Genomic DNA, 17054 nt, shown 5'->3' on the forward strand with positions numbered 1-17054 from the left:
CGTATGCTCCAAACAGGTCGAACCAGCTTAACTGCGTCCCTGGCCTGTCGTACAGGTGGCAATCGAGTTCATACTGCGCGACGCACAATCCGTGAAACAGCTTTGGAAACCTTGCGCATGAAACGTACCCCGCACTTGCTCGCCATCCAGTCCCACGTGGTGTTCGGCCACGCCGGAAACAGCGCCGCGGTGTTTCCCATGCAGCGTATAGGGGTCAATGTCTGGCCACTGAATACCGTGCAATTTTCCAATCACACTCAGTATGGCCAGTGGGCGGGCGAAGTGCTTGCCCCAGCGCAAATTCCTGCGTTGGTGGAAGGGATTTCCAACATTGGCGAGCTGGGCCACTGCGATGCCGTGCTGTCCGGCTACCTGGGCAGCGCCGAACAGGGCCGGGCGATCCTCGCCGGGGTAGCGCGGATCAAGGCCGTGAACCCCAAGGCGCTGTACCTGTGCGACCCGGTCATGGGCCACCCGGAGAAGGGTTGCATCGTGCCCCAGGAAGTCAGCGAATTCCTGCTCGACGAGGCCGCCGCCAGGGCCGATATCCTCTGCCCCAACCAGCTCGAGCTGGACAGTTTCTGCGCCCGCCGGGCGCAGTCCCTGGAAGATTGCGTGAGCATGGCGCGCAGCCTGCTCGCGCGCGGCCCGCAGGTGGTGCTGGTCAAGCACCTTGCGTACCCGGGGCGTGAAGAGGGCATGTTCGAGATGCTGCTGGTGACCCGCGACGAGAGCTGGCACCTGCGCCGCCCGCTGCTGGCCTTCCCGCGCCAGCCGGTCGGGGTCGGCGACCTGACCTCGGGGCTGTTCCTGGCGCGGGTGCTGTTGGGCGACAGCTGGACGCAAGCGTTCGAGTTCACCGCCGCAGCGGTGCATGAAGTGCTGCTGGAAACCCAGGCCTGCGCCAGCTACGAGCTGCAACTGGTGCGGGCCCAGGACCGCATCGCCCACCCACGCGTGCGCTTCGAGGCGAAGCGCCTGGCGTTCTAGATCGAATCGGTCTTCAGGTTCTGGTAGCGCTGTTCCAGTTCCTGGCGGATCTGCCGGCGCTGCTGGCCCTGCAGGAAGCGGCGCTTCTCTTCGCTGGAGTGCGGCTGGCGCGGCGGCACCGGCACCGGGCGGCGGTTGTCGTCGACCGCGACCATGGTGAAGAAGCAGCTGTTGGAATGGCGCACCGAGCGCTCGCGGATGTTTTCGGTGACCACCTTGATGCCCACTTCCATCGACGTGTTGCCGGTGTAGTTGACCGAGGCCAGGAAGGTCACCAGCTCGCCGACATGCACCGGCTCGCGGAAGATCACCTGGTCGACCGACAGGGTCACCACGTAACTGCCGGCATAGCGGCTGGCACACGCATAGGCCACTTCGTCGAGGTACTTGAGCAGGGTGCCGCCATGTACGTTGCCAGAAAAGTTGGCCATGTCCGGGGTCATCAGGACGGTCATGCTCAGCTGGGCGTTTCCAGGTTCCATAGTGTGCTCACGGTGAGGTTGCGCTGTATCGGGGTCGTTATCTGCTGACACTTCTGTTTCCCCTTCTTGAAGTTTTGCCTTCTGGTACGGGACGTTGGCTGCGGCGCCATGGTCACGCCGATCGCGCCATCGCAGGCCGTTAACCCGCCGATCTGTTTCTACATATTGCACCGGCTTTTTGCGGCGGGGTGCGATGTTAACCTGAGTACGCCCATGCAATATGGGCTTACCTGCATTCAATACAGTATGTACTTGCTGCTCGCTCGGGGTTGCCTCGGCAGAGGAGCGGTCTGCCTGGGCATCTATCAACAGGGCACCGAAAAGGAGTATCGCGCCATGCATGCCATCAGCTTCATCCAGGATCTGGCAGTGATCATGCTGGTCGCGGGGGTGGTGACGATCCTCTTTCATCGCCTCAAGCAGCCCGTGGTGCTGGGCTACATCGTCGCCGGCTTCATCATCGGCCCACACACACCGCCGTTCGGCCTGATCCACGATGAAGACACGATCAAGACCCTGGCCGAGCTGGGGGTGATTTTCCTGATGTTCTGCCTGGGGCTCGAGTTCAGCCTGCGCAAGCTGTTTAAGGTGGGCGCAACGGCGTTCATCGCGGCGTTCCTGGAAATCGTCCTGATGATCTGGATCGGTTTCGAGATCGGCCGCTGGTTCGGCTGGAACACCATGGATTCCTTGTTCCTCGGCGCCATCCTGGCGATCTCCTCGACCACCATCATCGTCAAGGCGCTCAACGACTTGAAGATGAAGAACGAGCGCTTTGCCCAGCTGATCTTTGGCGTGCTGATCGTCGAGGACATTCTTGGCATCGGCATCATTGCCTTGCTCTCGGGCATCGCGGTCAGCGGCACGGTGAGCTCCGGCGAGGTGTTCTCCACCGTGGGCAAGCTCTCGCTGTTCATGATCGTCGCGCTGGTCATCGGCATCCTGCTGGTGCCGCGGCTGCTGGCCTATGTGGCCAAGTTCGAGAGCAATGAGATGTTGCTGATCACCGTGCTGGGGCTGTGCTTCGGCTTCTGCCTGCTGGTGGTCAAGCTTGAGTACAGCATGGTGCTGGGCGCCTTCCTGATCGGTGCGATCATGGCCGAGTCGCGCCAGCTGCTGAAGATCGAGCGGTTGATCGAGCCGGTGCGCGACCTGTTCAGCGCCATCTTCTTCGTGGCCATCGGCTTGATGATCGACCCGCAGGTACTGCTCGATTACGCCTGGCCGATCGTGGTGATTACCCTGGCGGTGGTGCTGGGCAAGATGCTGTCGTGCGGCATGGGCGCGTTCATTGCCGGCAACGATGGCCGTACTTCCCTGCGAGTGGGCATGGGGCTGTCACAAATTGGCGAATTTTCGTTCATCATCGCGGCGCTGGGGATGACCCTGCAGGTCACCAGCGACTTCCTCTACCCGGTTGCCGTGGCGGTATCGGCCATTACCACGCTGCTCACGCCCTACCTGATTCGCGCTGCCGACCCGCTGTCGCTGAAGCTCGGCAAGGTGATGCCAACCCGCCTTTCACGCGTGCTCTCGCTGTATGGCGAGTGGCTGCGCAGCATTCAACCGCAAGGTGAGGGGGCCATGCTGGCGGCGATGATCCGGCGCATCCTGCTGCAGGTGGGGGTCAACCTGGCGCTGGTGATCGCGATCTTCTTCAGCGGCGGCTATTTCGCCAGCCGAATCGGCGCTTGGCTGGCTGAATGGGTCAGTGATGTGAGCCAGCAGAAGGCGGTGATCTGGGGGGCGGCGCTGTTGCTGTCGCTGCCGTTCCTGATTGCGGCGTACCGCAAGCTCAAGGCGCTGTCGATGTTGCTGGCGGAAATGGGCGTCAAGCCGGAAATGGCCGGGCGGCATACCCAGCGCGTGCGTCGGGTGGTGGCCGAGGTGATTCCGCTGCTGTCGCTGCTGGTGATTTTCCTGCTGCTGTCGGCGCTGTCGGCGAGCATTCTGCCGACCAATGAGCTGTTGCTGATCATTGCGGTGGTGGCGGCGGCAGTGGTGGCGGTGCTGTGGCGCTGGTTCATCCGCGTGCATTCGCGCATGCAGATCGCCTTGCTGGAGACGCTGGAGAACAGCCGCGACCATACCCACTGAGGGGTATGCCTCCTGCGCGAGATTTCACCGAAGGCCGAGGGGATCAGGCGGTAGCGATGTCGCCAGGCGCAGAAGGCCTGGCGATTTTACGAGCCTTGGTGGCTCGTAGCCATCATTTTGTGCGGTTGCTTCTCGATCAGCTTTCCAGCCAGACGTCGCGCGCCCAGTGCCACACCGATTCCCAGCTGTCTTCGCCCACTGCTTCCTCGTCGCCATCCCACAGCACCACGGTGCCGTCTTCCTCGACGCAGTAGTAGTTGTCGCCATCCTGGCACAGCGGGATCAGGTCACGTGGAACACCCGCGTCCCAGGCATTGGCCGCGACGTCGGGCAGGTAGGTGTGCGATTGCGGGTCGGTGGCGGTCACCGGCTCCAGCGAGCCATACACCACATCGCTGACGGTTAGCAGGAACTCCTTGAACACGAACGGGATGTTGATGAACAGTTGCTCCTCGATCTCGACCAGTTGGTCTTCGTCGGGAAGCTCCAGCGGCACCGGCACGGGTTCATTGGCTTCACGGAGTTGTTCGATCACTTCTTCCACGGTTCACATCCTCTAACCTTGATGACAACGCTGCGCGTTATACCCTAGTAGGCCGCTCTGGCAAAAGCAAAAACCCCGGGACAGGCCCGGGGTTTTTTGTGCAGCGTGCGACGGTTAGCCGTTTTGGCGGATACCGGCGACCAGCCAAGGCTGGTTCTCGCCCTGGGCGCGAACCATGTGCCAGCTTTCGCTGAAGGCTTCGCCCTGGTCGAAGCGCGAGGTCTTCGACACGCCACGGAAGGTCAGGGTGGCGTCGGTACGGTCGGAGCGATCGTCCAGGCCGTCCAGTTGCACATCGAGGTTGTCGATGTAGGTGGCCTGGAAGCCATCACCCAGGTCGGCGCGCTCACGCTTGAGGAACTCGAGCATTTGCGGGGTGACGAACTCGGCGATCTTGTCCATCTCGTTGGCATCCCAGTGCTGCTGCAGCGACTGGAAGTGGTTACGCGCAGCGGCCAGGAAGTTCTGCTCGTTGAACCATGCCGGGGCATTGATGACCGGAGCGGCAGACGCGGCAGGTGCGGCCGAACCCCCGAAGATCGACGGCTGGGCAGGCTGGGCGTGAGCTTCACGCTGGAATGGCGCGTGGCCCGGTGCGGCCATTTGCGGCTGCTGCTGGCGACGGCGCGCGGCAATGAAGCGGAACACCAGGAAGGCGATCAGCGCGACGATCAGGAAGTCCATGATCTGGAAGCCCTCGAAACCGTCACCCATGAACATGGACGCCAGCAGGCCACCGGCGGCGAGGCCGGCCAGTGGGCCCAGCCAGCGCGAAGCACCGCTGGCGGCGGCCGGAGCACGGCCCGGAGCGGTCGGCGCGGCGGCAGGCGTGGTTGGCGTGGCCTGGCGAGTCTGGTGGATAGGCGCGGAGCCCGAGCTCTTGCCGCCGCCGAAGCGCTTGGCGTTGGCGTCCAGGCTCAGCGTCAGGCCGACGCAGAGCGCCAGTGCGATGCTAAGAAAACGTTGCATAAATGGGATATCCCCTGTTGTGGATTGCACGCGCGTCATGGTGCACAGGTTCCCTGGCACATGACCAGCGACATAATGTTTCGAGCTTTTGCCTGAATGTTACAAACCAGGCCGAGCCGGCGCCTGCGGGAGCCGGCTACATCGACAGCCTCAGAGGGCCTCGAGCTTGGCGTACCCCAGCATCAGCCACTTGCTGCCTTCGGCAAAGTTCACCTGCACCCGTGCCTGGGCGCCAGACCCCTCGAAGTTGAGGATGGTGCCTTCACCAAAGACCGAATGTTGCACGCGCTGGCCGAGGCTGAAGGCCGTCTGCGGAATGCTGGCATTGGCGAACAGGCTGCTGGTGCTGCTTTGCGAGCCACCGAACGGGCGGCTGACACTGTTGGACAAGCGTACTTCCTGAACCAGCCCCGCCGGGATTTCCCTGACGAACCGCGACACCTTGTTGTACGTCTCGCTGCCATAAAGCCGGCGCGTTTCGGCGTAGGTCATGATCAGCTGGCGCATGGCGCGGGTAATGCCCACGTAGGCCAGGCGGCGTTCCTCTTCGAGGCGGCCGGGCTCTTCCAGGCTCATCTTGTGCGGGAACAGGCCTTCTTCCATGCCCACCAGGAACACGTAGGGGAATTCCAGGCCCTTGGCACTGTGCAGGGTCATCAGCTGGATGCTGTCTTCATGCTCGTCGGCCTGAGCTTCGCCAGCTTCCAGCGAGGCGTGGCCGAGGAAGGCCGACAGCGGCGAAAGGTCGGCGTCGTCTTCGCCGGCTTCGAAGTTGCGCGCGGCGCTGACCAGTTCCTCAAGGTTTTCTACCCGAGCCTGGCCCTTTTCGCCTTTTTCTTCCTGGTGATAGATGATCAGCCCGGACTGCTCGATGACCGTTTGGGTCATGGTGTGCAAGGGCATGTCCGCGACCTTGCCGGCCAGGTTCTCGATCAGTTCGATGAAGGCGCCCAGGGCGCTGGCCGCACGGCCCTTGAGGGCCTTGGCGGCAATCAGCTGGCACATCGCTTGCCACATCGACAGCTGGCTGTGGCGGGCATGCTCACGGATGGCTTCGACGGTCTTCTCGCCGATGCCGCGCGGCGGCACGTTGATCACCCGCTCCAGCGCCGCGTCGTTGCCGCGGCCTTCGAGCAGGCGCAGGTAGGCCATGGCGTTCTTGATTTCGGCACGTTCGAAGAAGCGCTGGCCGCCATAGATGCGGTAGGGAATGCGTTCGCGCAGCAGGGCCTCCTCCAGCACCCGCGACTGGGCGTTGGAGCGATAGAGGATGGCGATATCGCTGCGCGAGCTGCCGCCCTTGATCAGGCTCTCGATGGTTTCCACTACATAACGGGCTTCGTCGTGCTCGTTGTAGGCCGCGTACAGGGTCAGCGGCTCGCCTTCGCCCAGGTCGGTCCACAGTTCCTTGCCCAGGCGCCCGCTGTTGTTGGCGATCAAGGCGTTGGCGGCCTTGAGGATGCCGCCGGTGGAGCGGTAGTTCTGCTCCAGGCGGATCAGCTCGGCGTCGGGGAAGTCGGCGGTGTACTGGTGGATGTTCTCGATCTTCGCCCCGCGCCAGCCGTAGATCGACTGGTCGTCGTCGCCCACCGCCATCAGGCTGTCGCCACCGCCCGCGAGCAGGCGCAGCCAGGCGTACTGCACGGCGTTGGTGTCCTGGAATTCGTCCACCAGCACATGGCGGAAGCGCCGCTGGTAGTGCTTGAGCAGGTCGGGGTGGTCGCGCCAGAGGTCCAGGGCACGCAGCAGCAATTCGGAGAAATCGATGACGCCGGCGCGCTCGCAGGCCTGCTCGTAGGCGCTGTAGACATCGCGCATGGTCTGCATGAACAGGTCGCCGCTGGCCTGGATATGTTGCGGGCGCAGGCCCTCGTCCTTTTGCCCGTTGATGAACCACTGGGCCTGGCGCGCCGGCCATTTCTGCTCGTCCAGGCCGAGTTCGCGCATGACGCGCTTGACCAGGCGCTGCTGGTCGTCGCTGTCGAGGATCTGGAAGTTCTGCACCAGGCGCGCTTCCTGCCAGTGCGCGCGCAACAGGCGGTGCGCCAGGCCGTGGAAGGTGCCGACCCACATGCCCGCCGGGTTTATGCCCAGCAATTGCTCGATCCGCTGGCGCATCTCGGCGGCAGCCTTGTTGGTGAAGGTCACCGACAGGATCGAGTGCGGCGAGGCCTGCTCGACCTGGATCAGCCAGGCGATGCGGTGCACCAGCACGCGGGTTTTACCGGAACCGGCGCCCGCGAGCACCAGCTGACGCCCGAGCGTGGCCGCGACGGCCTGGCGCTGGGCATCGTTGAGGGAATTGAGCAGGAGGGAGAGGTCATCTGTGTGCATCCGGCCATTCTAGGGGGAGGCCGGTTAAGGGGCAAACACCTACTGTATAAATATTCACCTTCAGCTGCTGTCGCTCATCGGTTTGTCGCGGCGTGCCATGCCAGATCGACGGATGGCGATCTGGCATGGGCCACTTCAGTCGACGGCTACGCGGTGCCCGATCTCAACCATCTGCGACCCTTCGGCTGAAATGATTTCCAGCCTTTTCCACGAAGAAGCGCCTTCGCGCGTGAAAAATACCGGTTTCTCGGTCAGAACCTGCAGCGACGCCTGTTCGCTTTCCACCAGCGTCAGCTGCAGCACTTCCCAGCCGCCTTTGTGGCGGATCTTGGGTTCCGCCAGCACGGGTTCGACACCTGAGTTATGGACGGTCACGCTTCCCTGAACGACGAAGCACACTGGCTGGCCCGGCACTTCGCTGTTGTAGGCGACAAGGTTTTCGATTTTGCTCATGATCAATGCCTTTGCAGTTGAAAGTAGCGCCAATCGGCGCCGCGCTACTTTCGCCACTGCAACGCAACAGTGGGATCGGGCAGGACTTCAGCTATGCCAATGCCTGCCATGGCCGGCCAGCAGGCTGTTGGCCTGATCGGGCCCGTTGCTGCCGGCGGCATAGTGGCGGGGCGGCTGGAAGTGCTCGTCCCAGCCTTTGAGGATGGCGTCGATCCAGGCCCAGGCGGCCTCCACTTCGTCGCGGCGCATGAACAGCGTCGAGTCGCCTTCCAGCACATCCAGCAACAGGCGCTCGTAGGCTTCCCAGCGGCGTGTCTGGCCGAACACCTGGGCCAGGTTGAGGTCCAGGTCCACCGGCTCCAGGCGCATGCCCTTGCCGGGGCTCTTGGTCATCATGCGCAGGCTGATGCGCTCGTCCGGCTGCAGCTGGATCAGCAGCTGGTTGACCTGGCCGCCGCTGAACAGCTCATGGGGCACGGGCTTGAATTGTATGACGATCTGCGACGAGCGCCGCGTCATGCGCTTGCCGGTGCGCAGGTAGAAAGGCACGCCGGCCCAGCGCCAGTTGTCGACATGCGCCTGCACGGCGACGAAGGTTTCGGTGTCGCTGTCATTGTCCACGTCCTTTTCGAAGTAGTAGGCCGGCACTTCCTGGCCGCCGATGTGGCCGGCGCCGTACTGACCGCGCACGGTCTTGTCCTGCACGTCCTGGCCGTTGATCGGCTTGAGCGCGCGCAGGATCTTCACCTTCTCGTCACGCACGGCCTCGGCTTCGAACTGCGCAGGCGGCTCCATGGCCACCAGGCACAACAGCTGCAACAAGTGGTTTTGCAGCATGTCGCGGGTCGCGCCGGCGCGGTCGTAATAGCCGCCGCGGTTTTCCACGCCCAGGGTCTCGCACACGCTGATCTGCACATGGTCGACCTGGCCATTGCGCCACACAGGTTCCAGCAGGGCATTGGCGAAGCGCAGGGCCATGAGGTTCTGCACGGTTTCCTTGCCCAGGTAGTGGTCGATGCGAAACACCTGGCGCTCTTCGAACACGCTGCCGATCGCTTCGTTGATGGCAATGGCCGATTCCAGCGAATGGCCAATCGGTTTTTCCAGCACGATGCGCGCTTCGCTGTCGGCCAGCCCGGCAATGCGCAGGTGCCGGGCAATCGGCACGAACAGGTTGGGCGCGGTGGCCAGGTAATAGATGCGGGTGAGCCCGCCGGGCTCGCCGAGGTAGCGCGCCAGGCGGCCGAAGTCGGCGCTCTGGGAGGCGTCCATGGGGAAGTAGTCCAGGCGTGCGGAAAAGCGCCGCCACACTTCTTCTTCGAAGTCGTGGCGGGCAATCTGCGCCCGGCAATGGCGCTCGGCGAGCAGCAGGTACTCATCGCGCGACAAGTTGCGCCGGGCCAGGGCGATGATGCGCACGGCAATGTTCAGACGCCCCTCGCGATACAGGTGATAGAGCGCCGGCAGCAGCTTGTGCAGGGCCAGGTCGCCGGTGCCACCGAACACCAGAATGTCGCAAGGAATAGTCAAACCACCACTCTCCACGTTCGTTTAACTGGGCGGGTTGGCGTCCATGTAGTATAACTACAAGAAAGCTACATCCCGGCCAGCCGATCATAACCGAGTCCAGCCCGTGAATCTGTTGCAACATATCGCCCAATCGCGCCACCTGCTGCGCAAATCGGAACTCAAAGTCGCGGACCATGTGCTGCTCGACCCGGCTGCCGTCATGCACAGCTCCATGGCCGACCTGGCGCACAGCGTGGGCATCAGCGAGCCGACCATCGTGCGCTTTTGCCGGGCGATCGGTTGTTCGGGCTTCCAGGACCTCAAGCTCAAGCTGGCGCAAAGCCTGGCGGCGGGCGCCAGTTTCGGCCAGTTCGCCATTCACGAAGACGACTCGGTCGCCGACTACAGCCTGAAGATCTTCGACACCACCCTGCACACCCTGATGGAAGTGCGCGAGCAGCTCGATCCGCAGGCGTTGCAGCAGGCGGTGAGCGCCATGGCCCAGGCGCAGCGCGTGGAGTTCTACGGCTTTGGCGCATCGGGTGCGGTGGCCGCCGATGCCCAGCATAAGTTCTTCCGCCTGCTGCTCAACGCTGCCGCCTATTCCGACCCGCACATGCAGGCGATGTCGGCGGTGACGCTCAAGCCGGGCGATGTGGCCGTGTGCATTTCCCAGTCGGGGCGCTCCAAGGACCTGCTGATCACCGCCAACCTGGTGCGCGAGAGCGGTGCCAACCTGATCACCCTGTGCCCGAGCCAGACGCCGCTGGCGGAGCTGTCGACCGTCAACCTGGCCATCGACGTGCACGAAGACACCGAAATCTACACCCCGCTGACCTCGCGTATCGCCCACCTGGTGGTGATCGACGTGCTGGCCATGGGCGTGGCCATGGCGCGCGGGCCGAGCCTGGTCAACCACCTCAAGAGCGTGAAGCGCAGCTTGCGCAGCCTGCGCCTGTCGCCGAAGTCGATCAAGGCCATGGATGACTGAACCCGGCCGTGAAATTTCACGGTTTTGTCACTGTTCCACAGCCAAACGGTAAAGCGCCCGAGCCAGTCTGAAACTCCCCGCACTCGATCAGGGAGACAGAAAATGGCTCGTGACTTCGATGGCTCTTACCTTCCCAGCGCCAAATCCCGCAAGCAGCAGGAAAAAGATCAGCGTCGCATGGAGTACCGCCGCGCGATCGAAAGCTATTGCGACCAACGCCAGCTGCTGCGCGAACTCGCCGATTACCCCGAGCTGCACGAGCTCACGGTGTGGCAGGCGTCGGCGGCAGCTTCCCCGAAAAACGTTCAACAAGCGCGCTGATCAGCGCACGTTCGCTGCGGATGAACGCCAGAAAAGCCAAGGCCACCGGCGACTGCCGCTTGGCTTTTGACTGCACCACGCACCAGCTTCGGTACAGCGGCAGTTCCTCCACCGGCAACTCCTTGAGCACGCCCACGGCCAGCTCCATGTTCACCGCATGGCGCGTCAGCAGGGCGATGCCAAGGCCGGCGATCACGCATTCACGCTGGGCATCGGCCGAGGCCACTTCCAGGGTTTGGGTAAAGTGCACGCGCTTGTCCTTGAAGTACTCCTCGCAGGCCTTGCGGGTGCCCGAGCCCTGTTCACGGACCAGCAGGGTATGAGGCTCCAGGTCTTGCAGGCGCAGCTGTTCGAGCTTGCTCAGCGGGTGGTCGGGCGGCGCCACGGCGACGATCGGGTTGTTGAGGAAGGGCAGAAACTCCAGCCCCATGTCCTGGGGCACCATGGACATGATGATCAGGTCGTCACGGTTGTCGGAGAGGCGCCGGATCGCCTGGGCGCGGTTGACCACGGTGAGGGTCAGGTTGACCTCCGGGTGGCGTTGCTTGAAGGCGGCGAACAGGTGTGGCACGAAGTACTTGGCGCTGGATTCGATGGCCAGCTTCAGTTGACCCTGCAGTGAGCCCTGCATGTCCGACAGTTGCATGTCGAGGCTTTCCAGGCGCCCGAAGATGTCGCGGCTGGCCCGCTGCAGCGCCTCGGCCGCTTCGGTCAGGTAAAGTTTCTTGCCGACGTACTCGAACAACGGCTGGCCAACCAGCTCCTCGAGCTGACGGATCTGTAGACTAACGGCGGGTTGCGTCAGCGCCATCTCCTCCGCAGCGCGGCTGTAGGAGCGTAAATCACACACTTCGTTAAAGATCTGCAATTGACGCAAAGTCATACGCATCAAGGACTTACGCATTTCTACCCCGGCTTTGGCAAAACCTTGTTACCGAACTATAAGGCTTTGCTAATACTGCCCCTAACAAATATTGATTTTTGTTTATCGACCCGCAGCGCTAGGGTGAATGTGCGACTGGCCAACGACGATTGGTCACGCGCCGACCGGTAAAACCGGATCGTCTGTTCCTACGGCTTTGGGAAGACTCCAGTGATAAAAAAAATCCTGATCGCCAACCGGGGTGAAATCGCAGTTCGGATCGTGCGTGCCTGCGCCGAGATGGGCATTCGCTCTGTCGCGATCTATTCCGACGCCGACCGTCACGCCTTGCACGTCAAGCGCGCCGACGAGGCCTACAGCATTGGTGCCGAGCCACTGGCCGGTTACCTGAACCCGCGCAAGCTGGTCAACCTTGCTGTGGAAACCGGCTGTGATGCCCTGCACCCGGGTTACGGTTTCCTGTCGGAAAATGCCGAGTTGGCAGAGATCTGCGCCGAGCGCGGGATCAAGTTCATCGGCCCGGCCGCCGACGTCATTCGCCGCATGGGCGACAAGACCGAAGCGCGTCGCACCATGATCCAGGCCGGTGTGCCGGTGACCCCAGGCACCGAAGGCAACGTTGCCGACATCCACGAAGCCCTGAGCGAAGGCGAGCGCATCGGTTACCCGGTGATGCTCAAGGCCACCTCCGGCGGTGGCGGGCGCGGCATCCGCCGCTGCAACAGCCGCGAAGAACTGGAACAGAACTTCCCACGGGTGATTTCCGAGGCCACCAAGGCCTTCGGCTCGGCCGAAGTGTTCCTGGAAAAGTGCATCGTCAACCCCAAGCACATCGAAGCGCAGATCCTTGGTGACAGCTTCGGCAACGTGGTGCACCTGTTCGAGCGCGACTGCTCGATCCAGCGCCGCAACCAGAAGCTCATCGAAATCGCCCCGAGCCCGCAGCTCACCCCCGAACAGCGCGCCTACATCGGCGACCTGGCGGTGCGTGCGGCCAAGGCGGTGAACTACGAGAACGCCGGTACCGTGGAGTTTCTGCTCGCCGATGGCGAGGTGTACTTCATGGAGATGAACACCCGGGTGCAGGTGGAACACACCATCACCGAGGAAATCACCGGTATCGACATCGTCCGCGAGCAGATCCGCATCGCCTCGGGCCTGCCGCTGTCGGTCAAGCAGGAAGATATCCAGCACCGCGGCTACGCGCTGCAGTTCCGTATCAACGCCGAAGACCCGAAGAACAACTTCCTGCCAAGCTTCGGCAAGATCACCCGTTACTACGCCCCCGGCGGGCCGGGCGTGCGAACCGACACCGCGATCTACACCGGCTACACCATTCCACCGTTCTACGACTCCATGTGCCTGAAACTGGTGGTGTGGGCGTTGACCTGGGAAGAAGCCATGGACCGCGGCCTGCGGGCCCTGGACGACATGCGCGTGCAAGGGGTGAAGACCACCGCCGCGTACTACCAGGAAATCCTGCGCAATCCGGAATTCCGTAGCGGCCAGTTCAATACCAGCTTCGTCGAAAGCCACCCTGAACTGACCAACTACTCGATCAAGCGCAAACCCGAAGAGCTGGCCCTGGCCATCGCCGCCGCCATCGCCGCCCACGCAGGCCTGTGAGGAACCCCATAATGTCCAAGAAAATTCACGTAACCGACACGATCCTGCGCGACGCCCACCAGTCCCTGCTGGCCACCCGCATGCGTACCGAAGACATGCTGCCGATCTGCGACAAGCTCGACAAGGTCGGCTACTGGTCGCTGGAAGTCTGGGGCGGCGCCACCTTCGACGCCTGCGTGCGCTTCCTTAAGGAAGACCCGTGGGAGCGCCTGCGCAAACTGCGCAATGCCCTGCCCAACACCCGCTTGCAGATGCTCCTGCGCGGCCAGAACCTTTTGGGCTACCGCCACTACAGCGATGACGTGGTCAAGGCGTTCGTGGCCAAGGCTGCGGTCAACGGCATCGACGTGTTCCGCATCTTCGACGCGATGAACGACGTGCGTAACCTGCGCGTGGCCATCGAGGCGGTCAAGGCGGCCGGCAAGCATGCCCAGGGCACCATCGCCTACACCACCAGCCCGGTGCACACCATCGAGGCCTTCGTGAACCAGGCCAAGCAGATGGAAGCCATGGGTTGCGATTCGGTGGCGATCAAGGACATGGCCGGCCTGCTGACCCCGTATGCCACCGGCGAGCTGGTCAAGGCGCTGAAGGCCGAGCAGTCGCTGCCGGTGTTCATCCACTCCCACGACACCGCCGGCCTGGCTGCCATGTGCCAGCTCAAGGCGGTGGAAAACGGCGCCGAGCACATCGACACCGCCATCTCCAGCTTCGCCTGGGGCACCAGCCACCCGGGCACCGAGTCGATGGTCGCCGCGCTGAAGGGCAGCGAGTTCGACACCGGCCTGGACCTGGAGCTGCTGCAGGAAATCGGCCTGTACTTCTACGCCGTGCGCAAGAAGTACCACCAGTTCGAAAGCGAATTCACCTCCGTGGACACCCGCGTGCAGGTCAACCAGGTGCCAGGCGGCATGATTTCCAACCTGGCCAACCAGCTCAAGGAGCAGGGCGCACTCAACCGCATGAACGAAGTGCTGGCCGAGATCCCACGGGTTCGCGAAGACCTCGGCTTCCCGCCGCTGGTGACCCCGACCTCGCAGATCGTCGGTACCCAGGCGTTCTTCAACGTGCTCGCCGGCGAGCGCTACAAAACCATCACCAACGAGGTGAAGCTGTACCTGCAAGGCGGTTACGGCAAGGCCCCGGGTGTGGTCAACGAGCAGCTGCGGCGCCAGGCGATCGGCAGCGAAGAAGTGATCGACGTGCGCCCGGCCGACCTGCTCAAGCCGGAAATGGCCAAGCTGCGTGCCGACATCGGCGCCCTGGCCCGCAGCGAGGAAGACGTGCTGACCTTCGCCATGTTCCCGGACATCGGGCGCAAGTTCCTCGAAGAGCGCGAAGCCGGCACCCTGACCCCTGAAGCGCTGCTGCCGATCCCGGAAGCAGGCGCTGCGGTGGCCCATGGTGGCGAAGGCGTGCCGACCGAGTTCGTCATCGACGTGCATGGCGAGACCTACCGCGTCGACATCACCGGCGTGGGCGTGAAGGCCGAAGGCAAGCGCCACTTCTACCTGTCGATCGACGGCATGCCGGAAGAGGTGGTGTTCGAGCCGCTCAACGAGTTCGTCGGCGGCGGCAGCAGCAAGCGCAAGCAGGCCAGCGCACCGGGCCACGTCAGCACCACCATGCCGGGCAACATCGTCGATGTGCTGGTCAAGGAAGGCGATGTGGTCAAGGCCGGCCAGGCGGTGCTGATCACCGAGGCGATGAAGATGGAAACCGAAGTGCAGGCGGCCATCGCCGGTAAGGTCGTGGCCATCCATGTGGCCAAGGGCGACCGTGTGACGCCGGGTGAAATCCTGATCGAGATCGAAGGCTGACAGAAGCCTTCATCTACAAGCGGTTAACCTCTGGGGAGCGGATGCTCCCCTTTTTTTGTGCTGCATTTACTGGCCCTATCGCCGGCAAGCCGGCTCCCACAGATACCCCACCAGCCTCGAGGCCTGTGATGTACCTGTGGGAGCCGGCTTGCCGGCGATAGGGCCGGTAAAACCAACGCAATACTCAGCCCTTGCGACACTGCTCCAACGTCCGCACCTGCCCCTCAGGCTGCTGGTTCTGCTCGCTCAACCAGCGCTCGAACCCCGCTGCCACCTGCGGCCACTCATCATCGGTAATCGAATACCACGCCGTATCCCGGTTGTGGTCCTTGACCACCAGGTGCTTGCGAAACACCCCTTCGAACTGGAAGCCAAACCGCTCTGCCGCGCGCTTGGAGCGGGCATTGGCGTTGTTGCACTTCCATTCCAGGCGGCGGTTGCCCAGCTCGAAACTCAACTTGCCCAGCAGGTACACGGCCTCGGTGCTCTTTGGCGTGCGCTGCATGGGGGCGCCGAAGGCGATGTGGCCGATCTCGATGCGGCCGTGGTCGGGCACGATCGACATCAGCGTGAGCACCCCCTGGGCCTGGCCGCTGGCGCGGTCGAGCACGGTGTAGTACAGCGGATCGTGGCCGGCGGCGTTGCCTTCGAGCCAGCGGTCGAAGGCGGCGCGCTCGGCGAAGGGGCCGTAGGGCAGGTAGTCCCACAGCAGCGGATCGGCTTGCGGGCCTTGCAAGGCCTGCCACAAATCGTCGGCGTGGCGGGCCGGGTCGAGTTTCTCCAGGCGTATGAAGCGGCCTTCGATGGTCGCAGCCTTGGGCGCTGCAGCGGGTTTCCAGTTCAGTGCGTCAGTCATGTTGGCCTACAGCCCTTTGCGAAATTGAATGAAGCCTGGCCGCTCGGCAACCTGTTCATACAGGCTGATGGCGGTGGCGTTGGTTTCGTGGGTCAGCCAATGCACCTTGATGCAGCCGGCCGCCTTGGCGGTGGCGTAGACGTGCTCGATCAGCTGGCGGCCGATGCCCAGGCCACGCTGGTTGCCGTCGACGTACAGGTCCTGCAGGTAGCACGAGTTCTCGATGCTCCAGTTGGAGCGGTGGTAGATCCAGTTGACCATGCCCACCGCCTTGCCATCGACCCAGGCCAGAGCCGAATGGGTCGGCTCGCTGGGGTCGAGCAGGCGCTGCCAGGTGCTGGCGCTGACCGCCTCGGGCAGCTCGGTTTGGTAGAAGCGCAGATAGGCCTGCCACAGGGCGAGCCAGGCAGCATGGTCGTTGGCGCCGACAGGGCGCAGGGTAACGCTGGGCATGGGGCTTTTCCTTCAGAGCTGGCGCATCTGCGCCGCGAGTTGGTTGTCGAGGTAATCGGGGCTGCTGGCCAGGCCTTCGCGCACGCCGGCGATGTCTTGCGCGGAGCGGTTCTGGCTGAGCTTGCGCGCGCCTTGCAGGCGGGCGATGGGCAGGCGGATACCGACGATGGCGCGGAGCATGCCGTCGAGGTAGTCGCGGGGCGCGTCGGCCACTTGCCACGGGTTATCGCGGCCTTGCTCATGGCGCTCGGTCAGCCGGGTGACGATGCTCATCAGCGGCGCGGCTTCGTGGATCACTTCGGCCGGGCCATAGGCATGCACGGCCAGGTAGTTCCAGGTCGGCACCACCTTGGGGTTGTCGGCTTTGCTGGGGTAGTAGCTGGGGCTGACATAGGCATCGGCACCCGGGAACACCAGCAAGGCCTCGGCACCGCGCTCCAGGTCCTGCCACTGGCGATTGGCGCGCGCCAGGTGGGCGTAGACGGTGCCGAATTCGCCTTCGGCAGTGTCTACCAGCACCGGCAGGTGGGTGGCCAGCAAGCCCTGCTCGCCGTGGCTGACCAGCACTGCCAAGCGGGTGTCGAGCATGTGCTGGTGCAAGCGTTGCAGGTCGTGTTCCTGGTGAGGTTTGCTGTTGTACATGCGCAGGTTCCTTGTCCAATGGCTCCATCCTAGGCAGGCTATTGGCCCAGTGTAAGATCCATTTCAGGCTGTTTTGATAGGTCC

16 protein-coding genes are annotated in these 17054 nt (G+C 63.3%); 6 read left to right on the forward strand and 10 right to left on the reverse strand.

Translation table 11 applies throughout. The annotated features are described in order from the left end of the window. Positions 1-117 precede the first annotated feature (117 nt). Positions 118-990: a pyridoxal kinase PdxY gene (gene pdxY / locus ACIPG5_RS09090; protein WP_401374445.1), complete on the forward strand. Its 873-nt coding sequence runs from the start codon at positions 118-120 to the stop codon at positions 988-990. Here the strand turns inward: pdxY and ACIPG5_RS09095 are convergent. Beyond that, the gene (locus tag ACIPG5_RS09095) at positions 987-1472 is read right to left on the reverse strand and encodes an acyl-CoA thioesterase (protein WP_176511795.1); all 486 of its coding nucleotides are present in this window, start codon (positions 1470-1472) and stop codon (positions 987-989) included. The genes pdxY and ACIPG5_RS09095 overlap by 4 nt on opposite strands. A 336-nt stretch (positions 1473-1808) precedes the next feature. Between ACIPG5_RS09095 and ACIPG5_RS09100 the strand changes: the two genes are divergently transcribed. After that, positions 1809-3569, forward strand: a complete 1761-nt coding sequence (locus ACIPG5_RS09100; protein ID WP_176511796.1) for a cation:proton antiporter — start codon at positions 1809-1811, stop codon at positions 3567-3569. A 136-nt stretch (positions 3570-3705) separates the two neighbouring features. Here the strand turns inward: ACIPG5_RS09100 and ACIPG5_RS09105 are convergent, their stop codons facing one another. The 5 genes from ACIPG5_RS09105 to zwf form a co-directional block, all read right to left on the reverse strand. Beyond that, complete coding sequence (locus tag ACIPG5_RS09105; protein WP_176511797.1) at positions 3706-4113, reverse strand: SMI1/KNR4 family protein; 408 nt, start codon at positions 4111-4113, stop codon at positions 3706-3708. A gap of 114 nt (positions 4114-4227) precedes the next feature. After that, positions 4228-5082: a Tim44 domain-containing protein gene (locus ACIPG5_RS09110; RefSeq protein WP_176511798.1), complete on the reverse strand. Its 855-nt coding sequence runs from the start codon at positions 5080-5082 to the stop codon at positions 4228-4230. Between the two features lie 150 nt (positions 5083-5232). Next, positions 5233-7416: a DNA helicase II gene (uvrD, locus tag ACIPG5_RS09115; RefSeq protein WP_401374450.1), complete on the reverse strand. Its 2184-nt coding sequence runs from the start codon at positions 7414-7416 to the stop codon at positions 5233-5235. 135 nt (positions 7417-7551) lie between these two features. Next, positions 7552-7869, reverse strand: a complete 318-nt coding sequence (locus ACIPG5_RS09120; RefSeq protein WP_176511800.1) for a hypothetical protein — start codon at positions 7867-7869, stop codon at positions 7552-7554. An 87-nt stretch (positions 7870-7956) separates the two neighbouring features. Beyond that, complete coding sequence (gene zwf, locus ACIPG5_RS09125) at positions 7957-9399, reverse strand: glucose-6-phosphate dehydrogenase (RefSeq protein ID WP_401374453.1); 1443 nt, start codon at positions 9397-9399, stop codon at positions 7957-7959. 103 nt (positions 9400-9502) lie between these two features. Between zwf and hexR the strand changes: the two genes are divergently transcribed. Both hexR and ACIPG5_RS09135 read left to right on the forward strand, forming a co-directional pair. Further along, positions 9503-10369 carry a transcriptional regulator HexR gene (gene hexR, locus ACIPG5_RS09130; RefSeq protein ID WP_176511802.1) on the forward strand — a complete coding sequence of 289 codons (867 nt, stop codon included), beginning with the start codon at positions 9503-9505 and terminating at the stop codon, positions 10367-10369. Between the two features lie 102 nt (positions 10370-10471). After that, a complete protein-coding gene (locus tag ACIPG5_RS09135) occupies positions 10472-10690 on the forward strand; it encodes a PA3496 family putative envelope integrity protein (protein WP_401374456.1) in 219 nt (72 codons plus the stop codon). Here the strand turns inward: ACIPG5_RS09135 and ACIPG5_RS09140 are convergent. After that, positions 10632-11594: a LysR family transcriptional regulator gene (locus tag ACIPG5_RS09140; protein ID WP_176511804.1), complete on the reverse strand. Its 963-nt coding sequence runs from the start codon at positions 11592-11594 to the stop codon at positions 10632-10634. The two genes, ACIPG5_RS09135 and ACIPG5_RS09140, sit on opposite strands and share 59 nt — an antisense overlap. 189 nt (positions 11595-11783) lie before the next feature. Between ACIPG5_RS09140 and ACIPG5_RS09145 the strand changes: the two genes are divergently transcribed. After that, positions 11784-13199 (forward strand): acetyl-CoA carboxylase biotin carboxylase subunit, encoded by a 1416-nt coding sequence (locus ACIPG5_RS09145; RefSeq protein ID WP_016394359.1) that lies wholly within the window; start codon positions 11784-11786, stop codon positions 13197-13199. A gap of 11 nt (positions 13200-13210) precedes the next feature. Beyond that, on the forward strand, positions 13211-15019 hold the full coding sequence (gene oadA, locus ACIPG5_RS09150) for a sodium-extruding oxaloacetate decarboxylase subunit alpha (protein WP_401374460.1): 1809 nt from the start codon (positions 13211-13213) through the stop codon (positions 15017-15019). A gap of 184 nt (positions 15020-15203) precedes the next feature. On the opposite strand, the gene ACIPG5_RS09155 is transcribed toward oadA, so the two are convergent. The 3 genes from ACIPG5_RS09155 to ACIPG5_RS09165 are packed head-to-tail and all read right to left on the reverse strand — an operon-like array spanning position 15204 to position 16970. Continuing rightward, positions 15204-15875 (reverse strand): GNAT family N-acetyltransferase, encoded by a 672-nt coding sequence (locus ACIPG5_RS09155; protein WP_236237852.1) that lies wholly within the window; start codon positions 15873-15875, stop codon positions 15204-15206. Between the two features lie 6 nt (positions 15876-15881). After that, positions 15882-16328, reverse strand: a complete 447-nt coding sequence (locus tag ACIPG5_RS09160) for a GNAT family N-acetyltransferase (protein ID WP_176511807.1) — start codon at positions 16326-16328, stop codon at positions 15882-15884. 12 nt (positions 16329-16340) lie between these two features. Beyond that, complete coding sequence (locus ACIPG5_RS09165; protein ID WP_401374464.1) at positions 16341-16970, reverse strand: FMN-binding negative transcriptional regulator; 630 nt, start codon at positions 16968-16970, stop codon at positions 16341-16343. Positions 16971-17054: the final 84 nt, after the last annotated feature.

The organism is Pseudomonas sp. NPDC087029 (assembly GCF_044745345.1).
In the GTDB taxonomy this organism is placed as follows: domain Bacteria; phylum Pseudomonadota; class Gammaproteobacteria; order Pseudomonadales; family Pseudomonadaceae; genus Aquipseudomonas; species Aquipseudomonas faucium.